The sequence below is a fragment of the Corynebacterium sp. genome (assembly GCF_030532325.1).
GTDB lineage: Bacteria > Actinomycetota > Actinomycetes > Mycobacteriales > Mycobacteriaceae > Corynebacterium.
The window spans coordinates 105,893-125,046 of the sequence record NZ_JAUNLS010000004.1; the positions used below are offsets into that span (position 1 = coordinate 105,893).

The 19,154-nt window shown below is 64.4% G+C and carries 16 protein-coding genes and 1 pseudogene; 10 read left to right on the forward strand and 7 right to left on the reverse strand.

The features are described 5' to 3' along the window. Window positions 1-2 precede the first annotated feature (2 nt). The 6 genes from secF to Q4E25_RS03820 all read left to right on the forward strand — a co-directional run bounded on the left by secF (window position 3) and on the right by Q4E25_RS03820 (window position 8,826). Window positions 3-1,184 (forward strand): protein translocase subunit SecF, encoded by a 1,182-nt coding sequence (gene secF / locus Q4E25_RS03795; RefSeq protein ID WP_303154221.1) that lies wholly within the window; start codon window positions 3-5, stop codon window positions 1,182-1,184. 46 nt (window positions 1,185-1,230) lie between these two features. Next, entirely contained in the window at window positions 1,231-2,847 is a 1,617-nt protein-coding gene (locus tag Q4E25_RS03800; protein ID WP_303154224.1) for an ABC transporter substrate-binding protein, read from the forward strand. A gap of 50 nt (window positions 2,848-2,897) precedes the next feature. Next, window positions 2,898-3,452, forward strand: coding sequence for an adenine phosphoribosyltransferase (locus Q4E25_RS03805; protein ID WP_303154226.1), 555 nt, complete (start codon window positions 2,898-2,900; stop codon window positions 3,450-3,452). Between the two features lie 49 nt (window positions 3,453-3,501). Then, complete coding sequence (locus Q4E25_RS03810; RefSeq protein WP_303154365.1) at window positions 3,502-5,793, forward strand: bifunctional (p)ppGpp synthetase/guanosine-3',5'-bis(diphosphate) 3'-pyrophosphohydrolase; 2,292 nt, start codon at window positions 3,502-3,504, stop codon at window positions 5,791-5,793. A gap of 187 nt (window positions 5,794-5,980) precedes the next feature. After that, window positions 5,981-8,083 (forward strand): bifunctional UDP-sugar hydrolase/5'-nucleotidase, encoded by a 2,103-nt coding sequence (locus Q4E25_RS03815; protein WP_303154228.1) that lies wholly within the window; start codon window positions 5,981-5,983, stop codon window positions 8,081-8,083. A gap of 146 nt (window positions 8,084-8,229) precedes the next feature. After that, complete coding sequence (locus Q4E25_RS03820) at window positions 8,230-8,826, forward strand: DUF421 domain-containing protein (RefSeq protein ID WP_303154231.1); 597 nt, start codon at window positions 8,230-8,232, stop codon at window positions 8,824-8,826. Window positions 8,827-8,950: 124 nt separating this feature from the next. Here Q4E25_RS03820 and Q4E25_RS03825 read toward each other — a convergent pair whose 3' ends face one another. The 3 genes from Q4E25_RS03825 to Q4E25_RS03835 all read right to left on the reverse strand — a co-directional run bounded on the left by Q4E25_RS03825 (window position 8,951) and on the right by Q4E25_RS03835 (window position 10,940). Then, window positions 8,951-9,217 (reverse strand): hypothetical protein, encoded by a 267-nt coding sequence (locus tag Q4E25_RS03825; protein WP_303154233.1) that lies wholly within the window; start codon window positions 9,215-9,217, stop codon window positions 8,951-8,953. 151 nt (window positions 9,218-9,368) lie between these two features. After that, window positions 9,369-9,734: a hypothetical protein gene (locus Q4E25_RS03830; protein ID WP_303154236.1), complete on the reverse strand. Its 366-nt coding sequence runs from the start codon at window positions 9,732-9,734 to the stop codon at window positions 9,369-9,371. 336 nt (window positions 9,735-10,070) lie between these two features. Next, window positions 10,071-10,940, reverse strand: a complete 870-nt coding sequence (locus tag Q4E25_RS03835; RefSeq protein WP_303154238.1) for a peptidylprolyl isomerase — start codon at window positions 10,938-10,940, stop codon at window positions 10,071-10,073. A gap of 154 nt (window positions 10,941-11,094) precedes the next feature. On the opposite strand from Q4E25_RS03835, the gene tpx reads away from it, so the two are divergent. The 4 genes and pseudogenes from tpx (at window position 11,095) to hisS (ending at window position 13,700) form a co-directional block, all read left to right on the forward strand. Continuing rightward, entirely contained in the window at window positions 11,095-11,592 is a 498-nt protein-coding gene (gene tpx, locus Q4E25_RS03840; RefSeq protein ID WP_303154240.1) for a thiol peroxidase, read from the forward strand. 70 nt (window positions 11,593-11,662) lie between these two features. Beyond that, window positions 11,663-11,764: pseudogene (locus tag Q4E25_RS11425) on the forward strand (hypothetical protein); the annotation flags it as partial. After that, window positions 11,761-12,417 carry an MBL fold metallo-hydrolase gene (locus Q4E25_RS03845; protein WP_303154243.1) on the forward strand — a complete coding sequence of 219 codons (657 nt, stop codon included), beginning with the start codon at window positions 11,761-11,763 and terminating at the stop codon, window positions 12,415-12,417. The pseudogene Q4E25_RS11425 and the gene Q4E25_RS03845, both read left to right, overlap by 4 nt. After that, window positions 12,417-13,700 (forward strand): histidine--tRNA ligase, encoded by a 1,284-nt coding sequence (gene hisS / locus Q4E25_RS03850; RefSeq protein ID WP_303154245.1) that lies wholly within the window; start codon window positions 12,417-12,419, stop codon window positions 13,698-13,700. Before Q4E25_RS03845 ends, hisS begins: the two co-directional genes overlap by 1 nt. A gap of 41 nt (window positions 13,701-13,741) precedes the next feature. Here hisS and Q4E25_RS03855 read toward each other — a convergent pair whose 3' ends face one another. From Q4E25_RS03855 to Q4E25_RS03870, 4 genes are all read right to left on the reverse strand, one after another. Beyond that, window positions 13,742-15,151 (reverse strand): L-serine ammonia-lyase, encoded by a 1,410-nt coding sequence (locus tag Q4E25_RS03855; RefSeq protein ID WP_303154247.1) that lies wholly within the window; start codon window positions 15,149-15,151, stop codon window positions 13,742-13,744. Between the two features lie 236 nt (window positions 15,152-15,387). Beyond that, window positions 15,388-16,053, reverse strand: a complete 666-nt coding sequence (locus Q4E25_RS03860) for an FMN reductase (RefSeq protein WP_303154250.1) — start codon at window positions 16,051-16,053, stop codon at window positions 15,388-15,390. Window positions 16,054-16,056: 3 nt separating this feature from the next. Next, entirely contained in the window at window positions 16,057-17,163 is a 1,107-nt protein-coding gene (locus Q4E25_RS03865) for an LLM class flavin-dependent oxidoreductase (protein ID WP_303154253.1), read from the reverse strand. Window positions 17,164-17,376: 213 nt separating this feature from the next. After that, entirely contained in the window at window positions 17,377-18,948 is a 1,572-nt protein-coding gene (locus tag Q4E25_RS03870) for an inorganic phosphate transporter (RefSeq protein WP_303154367.1), read from the reverse strand. Window positions 18,949-19,154: the final 206 nt, after the last annotated feature.

Consider the following 19,154-nt stretch of genomic DNA (forward strand, 5'->3'; position numbering starts at 1 on the left):
CCATGGCTGCTTCGACTACTGAGAGCACGACCACCACGCGTAAGATTTCGCGCATTGACCGCCTCTACGAGGACGAAGGCGGCTACGACTTCATTGGCAAGACCAAGCTGTGGTACCGCATCACCGCGGGCCTGCTGCTGGTGGCCGTCCTGGCCATCGCCGTGCGCGGCTTCAACCTTTCCCTGGACTTCGAGGGCGGCACCAAGCTGGCCATGCCGGCTGGCGAGCTGGTCACCGAGGAGGTCGGGGAGACCTTCCAGGAGGCCACGGACGTCGAGCCGGAGATGGTGCAGATCGTAGGCGCCGGCGATTCCCGCACCCTGGAGATCACCTCCGAGCGCCTGAGCCAGGAGCAGGTCGACGCCGCCCGCGAGGCCATCTTCGAGACCTACGACGTCAAGGATGACACCGGCAAGGCCTCCCCGGATGCCATCGGTTCCTCTACCATCTCCGAGTCCTGGGGCTCGAGCATTACCCAGCGCATGATCCTGGCCATGGTGGTCTTCCTGGTGGCGGCCTCCGTGTACGTGGCCATCCGCCTGCAGCGCGACATGGCCGTGGCCGCGATTGGGGCGCTGATTATTGACGGCGTCCTCATCGCCGGCATCTACGCGCTCTTCGGCCTCGAGGTGTCCCCGGCGGTGATCATCGGTCTGCTCACCGTGCTGACCTTCTCCATCTATGACTCGGTCATCGTCTTTGACAAGGTCAACGAGAACACCGAGGGCATCGAGGGCCAGCGCAAGCACACCTACGGGGAGATGGCGAACCTGGCCATCAACCAGACGGTGATGCGCTCGATTTCCACCTCCATCATCTCCGCGCTGCCGATCATCGCGCTGTTCATCGTGGCCATCTGGCTCATGGGCATCGGTACGCTGCGCGATCTGGCGCTCATCCAGTTCATTGGCGTTATCGAGGGCATCTTCTCCTCGCTCTTCCTGGCCACCCCGCTGCTGGTGAGTATTGCCAACAGCCGCAAGTCCATCAAGCACCACAACGCCTCCGTGGCGGCCTACCGCCGCGCCCAAAACGGCGAGGAGGCAAGCAGCGATTCCACGACCGAGGACGAGGAGGGCACCGCCGGCGAGCGCGTGGTGGTCTCCCCGGCCCGCAAGGAATCAGAGGGCGAGGAGCCCACGCGTTCCTCCTCCACCGGCGCATCCTGGCGCCCGGGACGCTAAAGGCACAGTTGTAGGGACGGAGAGGATATTGCTTCAGCCACGCAGTGTGGGTGCTCGGCACCCGATTCGCACGCTGCTTGCCCTGCTGCTGGTAGCCGCCGTTGCCGTGCTCAGCGCGTGCGGCGGGGAAGGCGAATCCGGCGCGGGCAAAAACAGCAAGCGCAACGCCGAGGCCTTTGGCTACATGGTCAACACCCGCCTGGCCACCACCAACGCGGGCACCTCCTTCGGCGCGGCCACGGGCGCAGCGCAGCTGTCCACCCGCCTGTACCCGGCCGTGTACCTGCCCGGCCCGGCAGGCCAGATCATCCCCAACTCCGACCTCGTGCTTACCGAGGTGCTGCCCGCCAACCCCGAGCATCCCGGCCTGCGCGTGGGCTACACGCTGAGCGAGAAAGCGCGTTTTTCCGACGGCGTCCCGGTGACCTGCGATGACTTCCTCCTGGCGTTTACCGCTGGGGTGATGAGCGCGGACTTTGGCTCCCACCTGCCGTTGACCCAGGAGATCACCAGCTTCGACTGCGCCCCTAATAGCAAGACCTTCACCGTGAGTTTTTCCGAGGACGGCGGCCAGCGCTGGCGTTACCTCTTTGGCCCCGGCACCGTTATGCCCGCCCACGCCTTGGCCCGCAAGGCGGGCATGAGCATGGAGGAGCTGAACGACGCCCTCTCCATGCAGGACAGCGCCCTGCTGGAGGAGGTCGCTCGCGAGTGGCGCTACGGTTTTTCTACCGCGGCGGGCGAGTTCGACCCAGAGCTGCAGGTCTCCTACGGGCCCTTTGTCATCGACCACATCGGTGATGCCGGGGAGGTCGTGCTCAAGGCAAACCCCGAGTACGACGGCGACCAACCCGAGTTGGACACCATCGTGGTCTGGCCCAACACCGCAGATGCAGCGGAGCTCAACCGCCGTGGCGGGCTTCGCGTGGTGGACGCTGCGAGCACCTCGCCGCAGTGGTTTAACCGCAACGCCGCAGATAATCCCTTCGAGGTCGATGACTACGTGGGCGCGCTTACGGAGACCCTGACGCTCTCGGAGTCCGGTATCTTCGCGCAGCAGTGGGCGCGCGAGGCCTTCAGCCACTGCGTGGACCAGGCGAAGCTCGCGGAGATCTCCTCCCGAGCGTCCGGCATCACGGTGCCGCCGCTCTACCTGCGCACCCTGCGGCAGGGGGATCCGCTGGGGGAGAGGTTGGCGTCGATAAGCCAGGCCCATGAGAAGGCTGATCCGCAGGCTGCTGCGGATCTCGCCGGCAGCACCATCCGGATCGGCTACCTTGGCCCGGATCAGCGCTACGCGGCCATGGTGGCCGAGATCGCGCGGACCTGCGAGCCAGTGGGAATTACCGTGGTGGACGAGTCCGCGGAGTACATGTCCCAGCACTACCTGGAAATGGATCCTGTCACCGCAATGCCCACCGTTGATGCCTTCCTCGGCCCGGTGGATCCGCTTAGCGAGTACCCCGCGCCCGAGCCCAGTATCTCCCAGCTGGGTGCCATCCGCGCCCGGGAGGAAGCGCTGTGGGAGGAGATTCCTTCCATTCCCGTCGCCGCCCAGCCACGCGCGTTCATCGTTGATAGGGACGTGCAGGGCGTCGTCCCCTACACTGGACCTGCTGGAATCGGGTGGAATATGGACCGCTGGAGCGTTGGAGTCAGCTAGCTGGCCCGAGTACGAGACACCCGACTACACATGAAGAAGAAGGATTATTCGTGAGTGAGATTTACAACGCCGCCGCCGAAGCTCTGAAGAACAACGTGCGTCTGGTCCCCGACTTCCCCGAGGAGGGCATCCTCTTTGAGGATCTCACGCCGGTGCTGGCAGACGCCGGCTCCTTCCACGCCGTCGTCGACGGCCTCGCCCACGCCTGCGAGGAGATGGGCGCGGAGGTAATCGGCGGGCTGGACGCGCGCGGTTTCCTGCTGGGCTCAGCCGTGGCCTACAAGATGGGCCTGGGCATTCTGGCCATCCGTAAGAAGGGCAAGTTGCCCCCGCCGGTGCTCACCCAGGAGTACGAGCTGGAGTACGGCACCGCGGCACTGGAGATCCCGGCCAACGGCATCGACATTGAGGGCAAGCGCGTGGTGCTTGTCGACGACGTCCTCGCCACCGGTGGCACCCTTCACGGCGCCCGCATGCTGTTGGAGGAAGCCGGAGCCAGCGTGGTGGGCAATGTCGTGGTACTGGAGGTCCAGGGGCTGTCCGGGCGCGAGCGCCTGGACGATATTCCGCTCATTGTGCTCAATCAGGCTGGGGCTAGCGACTAAGCTTAAGAATTCATCAAGAACAGGAGGGCGAGCCGTGACTGCTGACAAGGTGGACAAGTCGGAGAAGGTGATGCGTCGGCCCAGCGGTATGCGCAGCATGTCGGCGCGCCTGGCGAGGTCGCTGACCGGCGGCCGGGTCAAGATCAACCCGGTGCTCGATCCCCTCATGTCGATCCACCGGCAGTTCCACCCCAAGGCGGACGCCGAACTGCTCAACAAGGCCTACGACACCGCCGAGCGCCTGCACGCGGGCGTGTACCGCAAGTCCGGCGAGCCCTACATCACCCACCCGCTGGCCGTGGCCACCATCGCCGCGGAGATCGGCATGGACACCACCACCATCGTCGCGGCGCTGCTGCACGACACCGTGGAGGACACCGACTACTCCCTAGAGGATCTCACCCGGGACTTCGGCCCGGAGGTGGCCCGGCTTGTCGACGGCGTCACCAAGCTCGACAAGGTCGCCCTCGGCGCGGCGGCGGAGGCGGAGACCATCCGCAAGATGATTGTGGCCATGGCCACCGACCCGCGCGTGCTGGTGATCAAGGTTGCTGACCGCCTGCACAACATGCGCACTATGCGCTTCCTGCCGCCGGAGAAGCAGGCGAAGAAGGCCCGCCAGACCCTCGACGTCATCGCGCCGCTGGCCCACCGCCTGGGCATGGCCAACGTCAAGTGGGAGCTGGAGGATCTCTCCTTTGCCATCCTTTACCCGAAGAAGTACGACGAGATCGTGCGCATGGTGGCTGACCGCGCACCCTCGCGCGACAGGGCGCTGAAAGAAATCAAGGAGCAGGTCACCCAGGCCCTACGGGACAATGGCATCGAGGCCGAGGTCATGGGCCGGCCGAAGCACTACTGGTCCATCTATCAGAAGATGATGGTGCGTGGCCGCGACTTTAACGAGATCTTCGATCTGGTGGGCATCCGCATCCTCGTGGATGACATCAACTCCTGCTACGCGGCCATCGGCGTGGTGCACTCGCTCTACCAGGCGCTGCCGGGGCGCTTCAAGGACTACATTTCCTCCCCGCGCTTCGGCGTGTACCAGTCCCTGCACACCACGGTGATTGCGGAGGGAGGCTCCACCCTCGAGGTGCAGGTGCGCACCCACGAGATGCACTACAACGCCGAGTTCGGTGTGGCTGCGCACTGGCGCTACAAGGAGACCAAGGGCAAGAACTCTGGCCACCAGGAGGAAGTGGACCAGATGGCGTGGATGCGCCAGCTGCTCGACTGGCAGAAGGAGGCCGCCGATCCCAACGAGTTCCTAGACTCGCTGCGCTACGACCTCACCGCCAAGCAGATCTTCGCCTTTACGCCCAAGGGAGACGTGGTCAACCTGCCCGCCGGCTCCACCCCGGTGGATTTTGCCTACGCCGTGCACACGGAGGTGGGCCACCGCTGCATCGGCGCGAAGGTCAACGGCAAGCTGGTGGCGCTGGAGTCCAAGCTGAAGTCCGGCGACAAGGTGGAGATCTTTACCTCCAAGGACCCCAACGCCGGGCCCTCGCGGGATTGGCAGGATTTCCTGGTTTCCCCGCGCGCCAAAGCCAAGGTGCGCCAGTGGTTTGCCAAGGAGCGCCGCGAGGAGCACTTGGAGATGGGCCGCGATGCCCTGGCCCACGAGGTGCAGCGCGGTGGGCTGCCCATGCACAGGCTGTTCACTGCGACGTCGATGAAGCAAGTGGCCGAGCAGCTGCACTACGCCGACGTCGACGCGCTCTACACCGCCATCGGCGCCGGCCAGGTCTCCGCCCAGCACGTGGCCAACCAGCTCATGGCGATGTTCGGGGATCAGGACGACGCCGTCGACGCATTGGCCTCGCGCACCCCCTTCTCCGAGCTGGAGAACTCCCGCACGCACCACACCAAGGATTCCGAGAAGGGCACGGGCATCCTGGTGGAGGGCAGCCCCGATGTCATGGCCAAGCTGGCCAAGTGCTGCCAGCCGGTGCCGGGTGATGCCATCTTCGGTTTTGTCACCCGCGGCGGCGGCATTTCGGTGCACCGCGCGGACTGCACCAACGCTGAAAAACTCAAGGCTGAGCCGCAGCGCATGGTGCGCGTGGAGTGGTCCGGCGGCAAGTCCTCCTCCGGGGCGTTCTCCGCCACTCTGCAGCTGGAGGCGCTCGACCGCCAGGGCCTGCTCTTTGAGCTCACGCGCATCTTTAGTGATCAGAACCTCAACGTGCTGTCCATGACCTCCAACCGCGGCGATGATCACATTGCCACGGTGCGCTTTACCTTCTCGGTCTCCGATACCAAGCAGCTGGGCCAGCTCATGACCACGTTGCGCAACACCGAGGGCGTCTTCGACGTCTACCGCGTGACCGCCTAGCTCCACCCCCCTCGCGGGTGGGCAGCGGGTGACCTCCGGTGGACGCCGAGGTGACGCGAAAGTGAATTCCTGGAATAGCGCGGGTAAAACCGCAGGCGGCGCCCCACTACACTTCTGAGGGATTGTGATGTGCGCGTTATAAAGGCACGTACACGTTTTCCTACTCTCATACCCTCAGGAGTTCTCTGTGCACTTCCCTCGCTTTGGCCAGATCCTGGCCGCTACCACCGTCACCGCGGCCGCCCTCAACGGCGTTCCCGCCTTTGCCCAGGAGCAGTCCGTCTCCATCTCGGTGAGTAACTTCACCGACTTCCACGGCCACCTGGAGCAGGCCACCGATAAGGAGGGCACCATCACCGAGATCGGCGCCGCCCGCCTCGCCTCCCTGGTCAAGGAGGTCAACAAGGGTCAGGAGTACGCGCTGACCTCCTCCGGCGATAACGTAGGCGGCTCGGCCTACGTCTCCGCCATCTCCGAGGACAAGTACACCACCCAGGCGCTCAATTCCATGGGCCTGGCCGCCTCCGCGCTGGGCAACCACGAGCTGGACAAGGGCACCGAAGACCTGCAGAACCGCATCGAGAAGGAGTCCGAGTTCCCCATCCTCGGCGCCAACGTCACCAAGGACGGCAAGCCGCTTCTCGACGCCTCCGTGGTCAAGGAGATCAACGGCGTCAAGGTGGGCTTCGTGGGCACGGTCACCGAGAACACCAGGAACAAGGTGTCTGCCGCCCTCACCCCGGGGGTGAAGTTCTCCGATCCGGTGGAGGCCACCAACGCCGAGGCTAAGCGCCTCAAGGATTCCGGCGATGCCGACGTAGTCGTGGCCCTCTTCCACGAGGACGCTGAGGCCTTCGCCGCGAAGTTCAATGACTCCGTGGACATCCTTTTCGGTGGCGATACCCACCACAAGACCCAGGGCGAGGTGGCCCGCGAGGGCCAGCTGCCGCTGTACTGGGCACAGGGCCACGAGTACGGCAAGGTGCTGAACGACGCCGACATTACCTTCAACAAGTCCACCAAGAAGATCGAGAAGATTCAGATCGCCCAGTACACCGGCAAGGACGCCGCCGGGCTGGAGGATGACGCCGCCGTGGCGGAGATCGTCGCCCAGGCCAAGGCCGTGGCTGACAAGGAGGGCTCCAAGATCGCCGGCACCACCGAGGAGGCCATGTTCCGCGGCTCCAACGAGGGTGAGGAGTCCGGCTCCAACCGCGGCGTGGAGTCCACCCTCAACAACTTCATCGCTGACGGTCAGCGCTGGGCCCTGTCCCAGCAGACCGGCAAGGAGGTTGACCTCGGCGTGATGAACGCGGGCGGCGTGCGCGCCGACCTGAAGAAGGGCGAGGTGTCCTTCCAGGAGATCTTCGCCGTCCAGCCCTTTGGCAACTCCATCATCACCGCGCAGGTCTCCGGCCAGGAGATCATCAACGCCCTGGAGAATCAGTGGAAGCCGGGAGAGTCCCGCCCGCGCCTGGCGCTGGGCCTGTCCAACAACGTCCAGGTCATCTATGACCAGAAGGCTGAGCAGGGCGAGCGCGTGAAGCACGTGACCATCAACGGCGAGGCACTGGACCCGAACAAGAACTACACCGTGGCGATGTCCTCCTTCCTGGCTCCGAGCGAGACCGAGGCCGGCGGTGACGGCTTCTTTAACGCCGGTGCCGTCAAGGAGCGCAACGACGTGGGCTACATGGACACCCAGTCCATGATTGACTACATCAAGTCCGGCAAGTCCGAGCTGCGCAAGGGACAGGCGCAGATTGGTGCCCACGTTAAGGGCGAGCTCAAGGCTGGCTCTGAGATCAGCGTTGACCTGTCCTCCCTGAACTACTCCACCGAGGGCGAGCCGATGGCTAGGACCGCCACCGTGGAGCTGGGCAAGACCTCCGCTGAGTCTGAGATCGACATGACCGCCCAGAAGGGTGACGAGGGCTTCGGCGAGCGTGGCCGTGCCTCCGTCACGCTGGCTATCCCGGAGGACATCTCCTGCGACGCCCCGCTGAAGGTCACCACCGATGCCGGCACCAAGGCCCAGCTGCCTCTGGACATCGAGAACTGCGTGGAGAACTCCGGCGGCGGCGATGACTCCTCTGACGGTTCTTCCAATGACAACTCCTCCGAGGGCAGCTCTGATGAAGGCAGCTCCGTGGGCAAGGGCCTGGGCATCGCCGCCGCGGTCATCGCCGCGCTGGCCGCCGTGGTTACCGTGGTGGGCATGAACATGGACATGCTGCCGGCCCCGGTCAAGAAGGCCATTGAGGATCTGCGCAAGCAGTTCAACATCTAGTCAGCTCTGGTCAGCTCGCGCCTAACTGGCGCCCGACTGGTGTCTGGCCAGCGCAGCCACCGTACCCCGGTTAACGGATAAGGATGCCCCGCGCATCCCCGTTAACCGGGGTGTTTTCCCCTCGCCGGGGTGTAAGGTGAATGCCCGTGGATACTCTCAGTCTCATCGGGCGCGAAGCCTTGTACCAGCTGGCGATTGAGCCGCATCGCATCCCCATTGTGGTCCTTGCCACGGTGGGGATCTATGTGGCGTTCATGGTGTTGGTCAAGCTCTTTGGCACCCGGGTGCTGACCTCGATTACGGCCTCGGACGCCGTCATCATCATTATGTTCGGCGCGGTCTCGGGCCGCGTCATCGTGGGCAACCCGCCAACCCTCGCCGCGGGCGTTATCGGACTCATGACGCTCATGCTGCTGGAGGCGGCCTTTGGTACCATTCGCCGCTTCGTGGGCTGGTCTCGCTTCATTGACCGCCGGCCGGTGTTGCTGGTCTATGACGGCGAGATGATTGAGGAGAACATGCACTTCGCGCACATCACCGTCAGCGACGTCAACTCGGCCACCCGCAAGGCTGGCCTGGCGCGCCGCGCTGATGTGCAGATGATGATCTTGGAGCCCACGGGGCAGATCTCCGTCATTCGCATCGGACAGTTCGTGGATCCCGGCATGTTCAAAGATGTGCTGGGTACTGAGCGCATTCGCGGCATGGACGAGCACATCGAGAGCGAGCGCGGCCAAAAGTAGGGGAGGGTGGACCATTCCGCCGCTGTCGCCACAGCAGTCGCTGGCTGCGCGCACGGCTAAGCCCCGGGCGCGACGTCGCGCCCGGGGCTCGTGCTTCAGGCCTTATGCGGCCAGAGCGTCATGCTTATTTTGGCATCAGGTACTTGTCAGCCATGCTCAGGGCATCATCCATGGCGTCGATGATGTCGGTGAACATCTTGATCCACTCGCGGATCTCCTTCGGGGAAATCTTGCCGTTCTCGTCAGAGGAACCAGCGAAGAAATCGGAAGCAGAGGACTCCTGCTTGGTGTTGTCCGGGGTGGTCTCGGCGTTGGCAGCTGCAACACCGGAGAAAGAGATGGCCAGTGCGGTAGCGCCAGCAACCAGGGTCTTGCGGGAGAAGAACTTCATGGTCGAATCCTTAAGTTAAAAAGAAGCCAGTCCGTGTAGGGGAGAATAGAGAAGACCAACGAACAGTGGTTTTCCCGTAGAAAAGGCCGCTCACTCAGCAGTGAACGGCCGGGGCCGGTGAGAGCTGGTCGCTCTCAGAGGCGGCGGTGATTTACTTGAAGTACTTGTTCACCAGAGCGAAGACGGTGCCCAGGGCGCCGATCACGGCGGAGAAGACGCCGATCCACTCGCGGATGTCCTTCGGGTCAACGTCCTTCATGGAGGAACCCTTGTCGGAGGAGGAGGAATCTTCGTCCTTCTTGTCGGACTCGTCCTTGTTGGCGTCGTCCTGGTTTTCGGAATCGTCCTTGTTGGCGTCGTCCTGGCTCTCGTTAGAGTTGGTGGTGTCGTCAGTAGTAGCCGCGGTGTTTGGCTGCTCGGAGGCCTCGGTCTCAGCGGAAGCAACGGAGACGCCACCGAAGGAAACAGCAGCGGCGGTCGCGGCGGCGACCAGAGCCTTGCGGGAGAAGAACTTCATGTTCGATCCTTAAGAAGTCGGGAATTCAAAGACGTGTGAGATGTTAGTGCCCGGCCAGGGTATTTGCAAGACCCTGTGCTGTTTTCTTCTGTGTGTCGTGAGCTGCACGCATGCGTTGTGCGCGTTCCCCGCGTTAGAGGTGGGAAAACTGGTGTCGATGTGACGCAGAATAAGCGGAATTCAATGCATAGTTGCAGGTGAAATTTCCAAGTTGAACAAAGGATAAACTCTTAAGAAACAATAAATAACTGCCCCGCGCTCAGAGAGCAGCGGGGCAGTATTTCTAAGAATTTACGCAGAGGCGGATTAAACCAAAGCTGGATTAATCGGAGGCGATTAGTTCTCCACGGTGGCGGAGGTAATGCGAACCTCCTCGGCTGGAGCTCCATCCGGAGTGCCACCCTCAACGCCCTTAGCGGCGATCTTGTCCAAGGTCTGCTGGCCGGTGGCAGTCAGCTTGCCAAAGTAGGTGTATAGCGGCGGGAGCTGAGACTCCTCATAGTTAATGAAGAACTGCGAGCCGTTGGTGTCCGGGCCGGAGTTGGCCATGGCGATGGAACCCTTCGGGTAAGTCAGCGGCATCTGCTGGTTGGCCTCATCGGTCTCATCGGTGGGGTACTCGTTGGCAAACTGGAAGCCTGGGCCGCCGGTGCCGGTGCCCGTCGGGTCGCCGCACTGCAGAACGTTGAGGCCGCCGGAGGTCATGCGGTGGCAGATGGAATTGTCGTAGTACTTGGCCTTGACCATGTCCGTGATCGCGTTGACAGTGCACGGTGCCACGGCGCGGTCGAGCTCCATCTCGATATCGCCCTGGTTGGTGGCAAAGTTCACCTTGACGGTGCCCTTGGCGGAGACGTCCTTGCCGTTGGGCTTTGCCACCTCCTTGGCGGCCTGGCCGGCGTCGGTGTAGTCACAGGTGACGCTGGCCGGCAGCGGGGTGGCGCGGTTGCCGCTCAGCGGCTCAGCCATAGGAGGTTTGGTGGCCTCGGTGGTCGGTGTGGCTGAGCTTTCCTCAGCCTGGATCTTCTCGTCCTCAGTGTTTTCCCGGGTGCTGAAGAACCAAATGCCGCCCACCAGGGCGAGAATCACCACGAGGCAGGCCGCCACGACACCCAGGGGGCGGGCCTTCTCCTTGCGGTCGCGGGACTTCAGCTCGCGGTCGAGCTTGCTGAGTGAGTCATCCAGACGTTGCTGATTGTTAGACACCTAAAATTCCTCCACTAATGGGGGTGGGGCCACGCGGGCCGAAAACTTTTCCGCGTCGATTCTAGCCCCTTGCCCACCGTCAGCGGCGCAACGGGGCGCAAGTCGGCGGCGGAGTCGTGGCGCGCGCTGCGCGCGGCCAGTAGTCTGGGGCGGCATGGCTACTACTAAGTTTCAAGGCAATCACGTAGAGACCGCAGGCGAGCTTCCCGCAGTGGGCAGCGAGCTTCCTGATTTCACCCTGGTCGGCACCGACCTGGAGGAGGTGACCAAGGCGGACTTCGCTGGCAAGCGCCTGGTCATTTCGCTCTTCCCCTCCGTGGACACCGGCGTGTGCGCCCAGCAGCTGCGCTCCTTCAATGAGAAGGCAGCGGGACTAGAGAACACCGTGGTGCTTTCCGTGTCCCGTGACCTTCCCTTTGCCCAGGAGCGTTTCTGCGCCGCCGAGGGCATCGACAACGTGGTCAGCGCCTCGGACTTCCGCACCGATTTCGGTGAGAAGCTGGGCCTGACCCTGCAGGGCTCGCCGCTCAAGGGCCTGCTGGCTCGCGCGGTCATCGTCACTGATGCCGACCACAAGGTGGTCTACACCGAGCTGGTTCCGGAGGTCGGCACCGAGCCGGACTACGAGGCCGCCCTAGCTGCGCTTAAATAACGCGGCTTTTCTATCTGGAACACTCACCGCCGCGCGTGCCCACTGAGGCAGGCGCGGCGGCGCTGTTTTCTCCAATGCTGTTTTCTCCAGTGCTGCTTTCTATGGTGCTGCCTTTTACGGTGTTGTATTGCGCCGTGCTGAATTGTGCTGTGCTCTACCCTGTGGGGTATGAGTTCCGTAGAGATTCTGGGCTTTGCCGCAGGCCCGTACAAGACCAACACGTACATCGTGGCCAATGAGAAGCGCGCCATCATCGTGGATCCCGGCATGCACGCCGCCGCGCGCGTCCTCGAGCTGGGCAAGGAGCACGGCTTGACCTTCGAGGCCATCGTATTGACTCACGGCCACCTGGACCACACCAGGGAGGCCGGCGACCTGGCCCGCCAGCTCTCCCTTCCCGTCTATATTCACCCGGCGGACGCCTTCATGCTTGTCGACGGCGCCGGGGTCTCCCCGCAGTCCCAGGTACTCTTCGACGCCGAACACATGCTGCCCATTGCCGATCTGCGTGAGCTGGCGGACGGCGAGACCCTCGACGTCGCCGGGCTCAGCCTCGCCCTGCACCACGCGCCCGGCCACTCGCCGGGCAGCACCATTCTGGTGGGCGAGGGCTTCGCACTAACCGGAGACGTCCTCTTCCAAGGCTCCATCGGCCGCACGGATCTGGAGCACTCCGATAATCAGGCCATGCAGCGCTCGCTGCGCGGCCCGGTGTGGGACCTGGACGATTCGCTGGCCATCCTTCCCGGCCATGGCCCGACGAGCACGATGCGCCGGGAGAGGGCGACTAATCCGTTCCTCGCCATGTTGAGGGAGGTACTCTAATGGGCGTGAGTGATAAGAAGCAGTTTCAAGCCCTGTCCGCGCCCAAGGGCGTGCCGGACTACGTACCGCCGCAGTCAGCAACCTTTTACAAGGTCCGCCAGGCCTTCGTGCATCAGGCGCACATGGCTGGCTTCCAGCACATCGAGCTGCCGATTTTCGAGGACACCGCGCTCTTCGCCCGTGGCGTGGGCGAGTCCACGGATGTGGTCTCCAAGGAGATGTACACCTTTGCTGACCGCGGCGACCGCAGCGTGACCCTGCGCCCGGAGGGCACCGCAGGTGTTATGCGCTCGGTCATCGAGCACAACCTCGACCGCGGCCAGCTGCCGGTCAAGCTCAACTACTTCGGCCCCTTCTTCCGTTACGAACGCCCGCAGGCCGGCCGTTACCGCCAGCTGCAGCAGGTGGGCGTGGAGGCCATCGGCGTGGACGATCCGGCGCTCGACGCCGAGATCATCGCCCTGGCGGATCGCTCCTTCCGCTCGATCGGCCTGAGCAAGTTCCGCCTGGAGCTCACCAGCCTGGGCGATCAGGAGTGCCGCCCGGCCTACCGCCAGAAGCTGCAGGATTTCCTCTTCACGCTCGACCTGGATGAGGAAACCCGCCGCCGCGCGGAGATCAACCCGCTGCGCGTGCTTGACGATAAGCGTCCGGAGGTCCAGGAGCAGCTAGTCGACGCCCCCCTCATGCTCGACCACCTCAACTCCGAGTGCCGCGAGCACTTCGAGACGGTCACCGGCCTGCTTGATGACATGGGCATCGCCTACGAGATCAACCCGCGCATGGTCCGCGGACTGGACTACTACACCAAGACCTGTTTTGAGTTTGTCCACCCGCTGCTGGGCGCTCAGTCCGGCATCGGCGGCGGCGGGCGCTACGACGGCCTCATGGCCCAGCTCGGCGGCCAGGATCTCTCCGGCATCGGCTACGGCCTGGGCGTGGATCGCGCCATCCTGGCCCTAGAGGCCGAGGGAGTGGAGCTCGAGGGCGTGGATCAGCGCGTGCTGGTCTACGGCGTGCCGCTGGGCGCGGAGGCCAAGCGCCGCATGGCAGCTGTGATCAACCAGCTGCGCCAGGCGGGTGTCTGCGCGGATATGGCCTACGGAGACCGCGGCCTCAAGGGTGCGATGAAGGGCGCAGACCGCGCCGGTGCCCGCTACGCCCTCGTGCTCGGGGACAAGGAGCTGGAGGCCGGCACCATCGCGCTGAAGGATCTGCGCGAGCACGAGCAGCACGACGTCGCGCTCGACGCTATCTGCCAAGAGGTGCTGGGCCGCCTCTAGGCGCTGAGGGCGGGCTCAGCGCCCGCCAGTCTGCGGGAGTGCTAGCACTCCACCTGGGTCACGCTGAAGCCCAGGGTCTTGGCCAGGCCGCCGATGGAGGTCTCCTTGTACTTGGAGAGCATGTCGCGGCCGGTCTCGGCCATGGTCTGGACGGCGTCGTCCAGCGAGACGTGGTGCTGGCCCTCGCCCATGCAGGCCAGGCGCGCGGCGTTGATGGACTTCACCGCGCCGATGGCGTTGCGCTCGATGCAAGGGATTTGCACGAGCCCGCCCACCGGGTCGCAGGTGAGGCCGAGGTTGTGTTCGAGGGCAATCTCGGCGGCGTTCTCCACCTGCTCAGGGGTCCCACCCAGCAGCTCGGCCATGCCGGCCGCCGCCATGGCGGAGGCGGAGCCCACCTCGCCCTGGCAGCCCACCTCGGCGCCCGAGATGGAGGCGTTGGTCTTGATGATCATGCCCACGGCACCCGCGGTGAGCATGAAGCGGCGGGCATCGGAGCGGGTGAAATCGGGGCGGAAATCGCGCGCGTAGTGAAGCACGGCGGGGATGATGCCGCAGGCGCCGTTGGTCGGGGCGGTAATCACGCGCCCTCCGGCGGCGTTCTGCTCGTTGACGGCCAAGGCGTAGAGGTTGACCCACTCCATGGCGGAGAAGCCGCAGCTCTCATCGTCCTGCTTTTCCATGAGCTGCTTGTACATGCCGGGCGCGCGGCGTGAGACGTGCAGGCCGCCGGGCAGGGTGCCGTCGGTGGCGATGCCGGCTGTGACGCATTCGCGCATGATGTCCCACACGAGGTCGAGGTGGGCGTTGACGAAGTCGATGCCCCCGTCTTCCTTGTGCAGGGCGTTCTGGTTGGCCTCGACGACCTGCCAGACGGCGAGCTCATTCTCGCGGCACTGGGCCAGAAGCTCCGCGCCGGTGGAGAAGGGATAGGGCACTCCACCGTCGACGTTGGCGGTGGCCATGCCCGCGGGCACCTCGGACTCAGCGCGGAACTTGGCCTCGAGCTCGGCTCGGGAGAGGATGAAGCCGCCGCCGACGGAGAAGTACTCCTCACCCTCGGCAAGCACGTTGCCCTCGGCGTCCCACGCGGTGAAGATGAGGCAGTTGGGGTGCTCCGGCACGGGCTTGTTGTTGAAGCTGATGGAGTAGTCCACCGCGCCGTCTGGGCCCTCGGCGTGGCCGGAGGTGGGGATGAAGCCGTCGGCACGCGGCTCGGCGTCAATCGGCACGCTGAGCGGATCCCAGCCGACCAGGCCGAGGATGACGGCGCGGTCGGTGCCGTGGCCGCGACCGGTGGCAGACAGGGAGCCACGCAGCTCGGTGTGTACCTTGGCCGGGCGCTCGGCGAGGCTCTCGATGAAGGTCTTGGCGGCACGCATCGGGCCCACGGTGTGGGACGAGGAGGGGCCGATGCCGATGGAGAAGATGTCGGTCACGCTGATGGCCATTGCAGAACTTACCTCCTGGGTACGTGGTAGACGGGTGTGGAAAAGAGAAACAGACAGAGAGCTACCAGTGGGCTACCAGTGAGTACCAGCAGCGGGCTACCAAGGGTAGTGTGTCTTTACTCGCATAAAGATACACTGTTGTTTCTCTCAACGCCGCGCGCTGTGACCCAGGCCGCGATGGGCGCCATGGGCGCTGTGGGCGCGGCTGCGTGCGGCCTGGCGCCGGCTGCCTTCCCTTAGCTGCCCTCGTGGCCCTCGAGTAGGGAGCTGAAGGGCTGGAAGTCCTCCTCGAGGTCGAGCCCGGTGGGGCGGGCGCGCTTCTCGCCGGCTAGTGGGCCGGCCAGCCCGGAGACGCGGTCGGTGGGCAGCACCATGAGGTCTGCCAGCTCCTCCCCGGCGCGGGCGATGCGGCGCTCGATCTCCGCACCCTCGGCGGTGCCGAAGTCCTCGGTGGCCTGGAACACCCCGGTGGGGACCACGCGGGTGTGCAGGTAGTTAAACAGCGGGCGCACCGCGTAGTCCAGCATGAGGGCGTGGCGGGCCGAGCCGCCCGTGGCGCCGATGAGCGTGGGCAGCCCGTCGAGGGCGCGCGGCTCCAGCACGTCAAAGAACATCTTGAACAGGCCGGAGTAGCTGCCCTGGAACACCGGGGTGACGGCGATGAGCCCGTCCGCAGTGGACAACGCGCGCTTGGCCTCATCGATCTGCGGGGTGGCCGCACCCCAGTTGGTCATGGCCTCGGCCAGCTCGGTGGCCAGCTCGCGCAGCTCGATGACTGTGAGCTCCACTCCCTCTCCGCGGGCGCCGACTTTGGCGACGGTGGCGGAGGAAAGGGCGTCGGCAAGCGCACGCGTCGATGAGGGTGTGGATAGCCCGGCGGTGACGACGACCAGTGAGCGCATGGATTACTTCTCCTCTCCAGGGTTGACCAATGCGTGCGGCGCATACGAGGCCAACGTGTCGTGGCTTGGCGGGTTAGAGGGTACGTGATCGGGGCGGCGGGCTTCCATTCGGCGCCGCAATTCCGGGACCACCTGCGTGCCCAGGATCTCGATCTGATTGAGCACCACCTCTAGGGGCAGGCCCGCGTGATCGACGAGGAAGAGCTGACGCTGGTAATCACCCACCCAGTCGGGGAACTGCATGGTGCGCTCGATGACCTGCTCCACGGTGCCCACCGTCAGCGGGGTCTGGGCGGTGAACTCCTCCAAGGAGGGGCCGTGGCCGTAGACGGGGGCATTGTCGAAGTAGGGGCGGAAGAAGTCCTTGGCGGCCTGCTCGGTCTCGCCGATGAAGACATGCCCGCCCAGGCCCACGATGGCCTGATCGGCGCGCCCGTGGCCGTAGGACTCGTAGCGGCGGCGGTAGATGTCCACCATCTTCGCGGTGTGCTCCTTGTTCCAGAAGATGTTGTTGTGGAAGAAGCCGTCGCCGTAGTAGGCGGCCTGCTCCGCGATCTGCACCGAGCGGATGGAGCCGTGCCAGACAAAGGGCGGGATGCCGTCGAGCGGGGCCGGAGTGGAGGTGTAACCCTGCAGCGGGGTGCGGAACTTGCCCTGCCAATTGACCACGGGCTCGCGCCACAGGCGGCGCAGCAGGTGGTAGTTCTCCACCGCTAGCGGAATGCCCTGGCGGATGTCTTTGCCAAACCAGGGGTAGACGGGGCCCGTGTTGCCGCGGCCCATCATGAGGTCCACGCGGCCCCCGGCTAGGTGCTGCAGGAAGGCGTAGTCCTCGGCGATCTTTAGCGGGTCATTGGTGGTGATCAGCGTGGTGGACGTGGACAGGATGAGGTCCTTGGTCTTCGCCGCGATGTAGGCAAGGTGCGTGGTGGGCGAGGAGGGCACGAAGGGTGGGTTGTGGTGCTCGCCGGTGGCGAAGACATCCAGGCCCACTTCCTCCGCCTTGAGCGCGATCTGGGTCATGGACTCGATGCGCTCGGCCTCGGTGGGGGCCTTGCCCGTGGTGGGATCGACGGTGACGTCACCGATGGTGAAGATTCCAAATTGCATGTGGTGTCCCTGTCTTTCTTTTCTGGTGTTCTGCTTCGTCCGCCAGCATTCCGGCGTTTCCATGACATGTCAACAATACAGGCTAAGGGAGTATTCCACCCAGGTGGCAGCACGCAAAAGCGCGCCGGGGTCTGGGCTGGGGAGCACGTGCTCCGGGCCAGACCGCGCGGCGCGCGGGTGGGTGCCGTTGAGGGCGCTGAGCGGCGAGGCGTCCTAGAAGACGACGCGCAGGACGGACACCGTGATGGAGGCGATGATGGCCGCCGCCGGGAGGGTGATGACCCACGCCAGAGCGATGGGCTTCATGAGGTTCCAGTTGGCTGCGCGGTTGACAATGCCCACGCCGAGCACCGCACCAATGAGGATGTGGGTGGAGGAGACGGGCAGGCCCAGCAGGGACGCGGCCATGACCACGCCGGCGGCAGAAAGCTCGGCGGCGAAGCCGGAGGAGGGGTGCATCTCCGTCAGGCCAGAGCCGACGGTCTGGATCACGAAGCGGCCGATGAACCACAGGCCGGAAATCAGGGCGATGCCCATAGCCACCATGACGGCCATCGGAACGCTGGCCTCCTCAGAGATGGCGCCATTCTTCAGCACGTCGATGACGGCCACAAACGGGCCAATGGCGTTAGCAATGTCGTTGGAGCCGTGGGAGAACGCGAAGGCGGAGGCGGTAAAGACCTGCATCCAGGAGAAGAGAAGGAAGGTGGAGCGCTGCAGGGAGTGCTTCTTGAGGGAGCGGGCGAAGATGAACACGGCCATCCACACCGCAGCACCCACCATGCCCATGACGAGGAGGTTCTGCAGGGTGGAGAAGCTCAGGCCGGTGTTCTTCAGGCCCTTAAAGAGCATCATCGCGGAAATAATGATGGCGCCGAATGCGGCGAGCAGCGGAACCCAGCTCTCCAGAGCGCGGTGAGCGTGGACATCATCCAGATCCTTGTTGATCTCGTGCAGATCGCGGTAGTACTCGGACTCCAGCGCGTTGGGGTCGTAGTCCTCCTCGGTGACCAGGGCGGCGTCGCGAGCCATGGCGTTGGTGTAGGAGATCTGCTTGAGCTCGGACATGCGCTCGAAGCGGTTCTTGTGCTCGGTGCGCAGGTTAGCGCGGCGGGTCTTGATCTCACGCAGGCGCTCATCGGCGGCCTCGTTGTAGACCAGAATGGACTTCTTAATCCACCTAAAGAGCAGGAAGGCCACGCCGCCGCCGAGGACAGGGGAGAGAACCCAGGAGATGGCGATGGTGCCAATCTCGCTCCACTGCACCATGTCCCAGCCGCCCTTGCCGGTGATGAAGCCGACGGTCAGGGCGGCGCCGACGATACCGCCGACGATGGAGTGGGTTGTAGACACCGGCCAACCCATGCGGGTGGCCACCAGCAGCCAGATGGCCGCACCCAGCAGGGAGGCCATCATGATGTAGACAAACTCCATCGGATCGAGGCCGTCAATGGCGTTGAGATCCACGATGCCGGAACGCACCGTATCGGTGACCTCGCCGCCGGCCAGCACAGCACCGGAGACCTCGAAGATGGCGGCGACCATGAGCGCCTGCTTCATGGACAGCGTGCCCGCGCCGACGGACGTGCCGAAGGAGTTGGCCACGTCATTGCCGCCGATGTTGAAGGCCATGAAAATGGCGAAGATGATGGCGGTGACCAACAGGTACTTGTTGGCGCTGGGGTCGACGTAGCCGTTGCCCCAGATAATGAAGGCCACGAGGGTGACCGCGGTCAGCGCGCTAAAGACCGCGTGCCAAATCCAGTCATTGTTCTTGCCGTTGATCGCCTCAAGATCCGGCAATGATTCTGTAGTAGTACTCACAGGGTCAGTCCTTTCGCAGATTCGGCGCCGTGCACCGCCCGCTGAGCCGAGAAAGAGAAAGCTCAGCGCGTGGCGCCTATTCCGAAGCCAGGATTCGCAAATTTTCTAAACAAATGCGTTCTCCCTAGAGGGAGGACCCCGAAACCTTAAGAAGGCGAAGTGACATG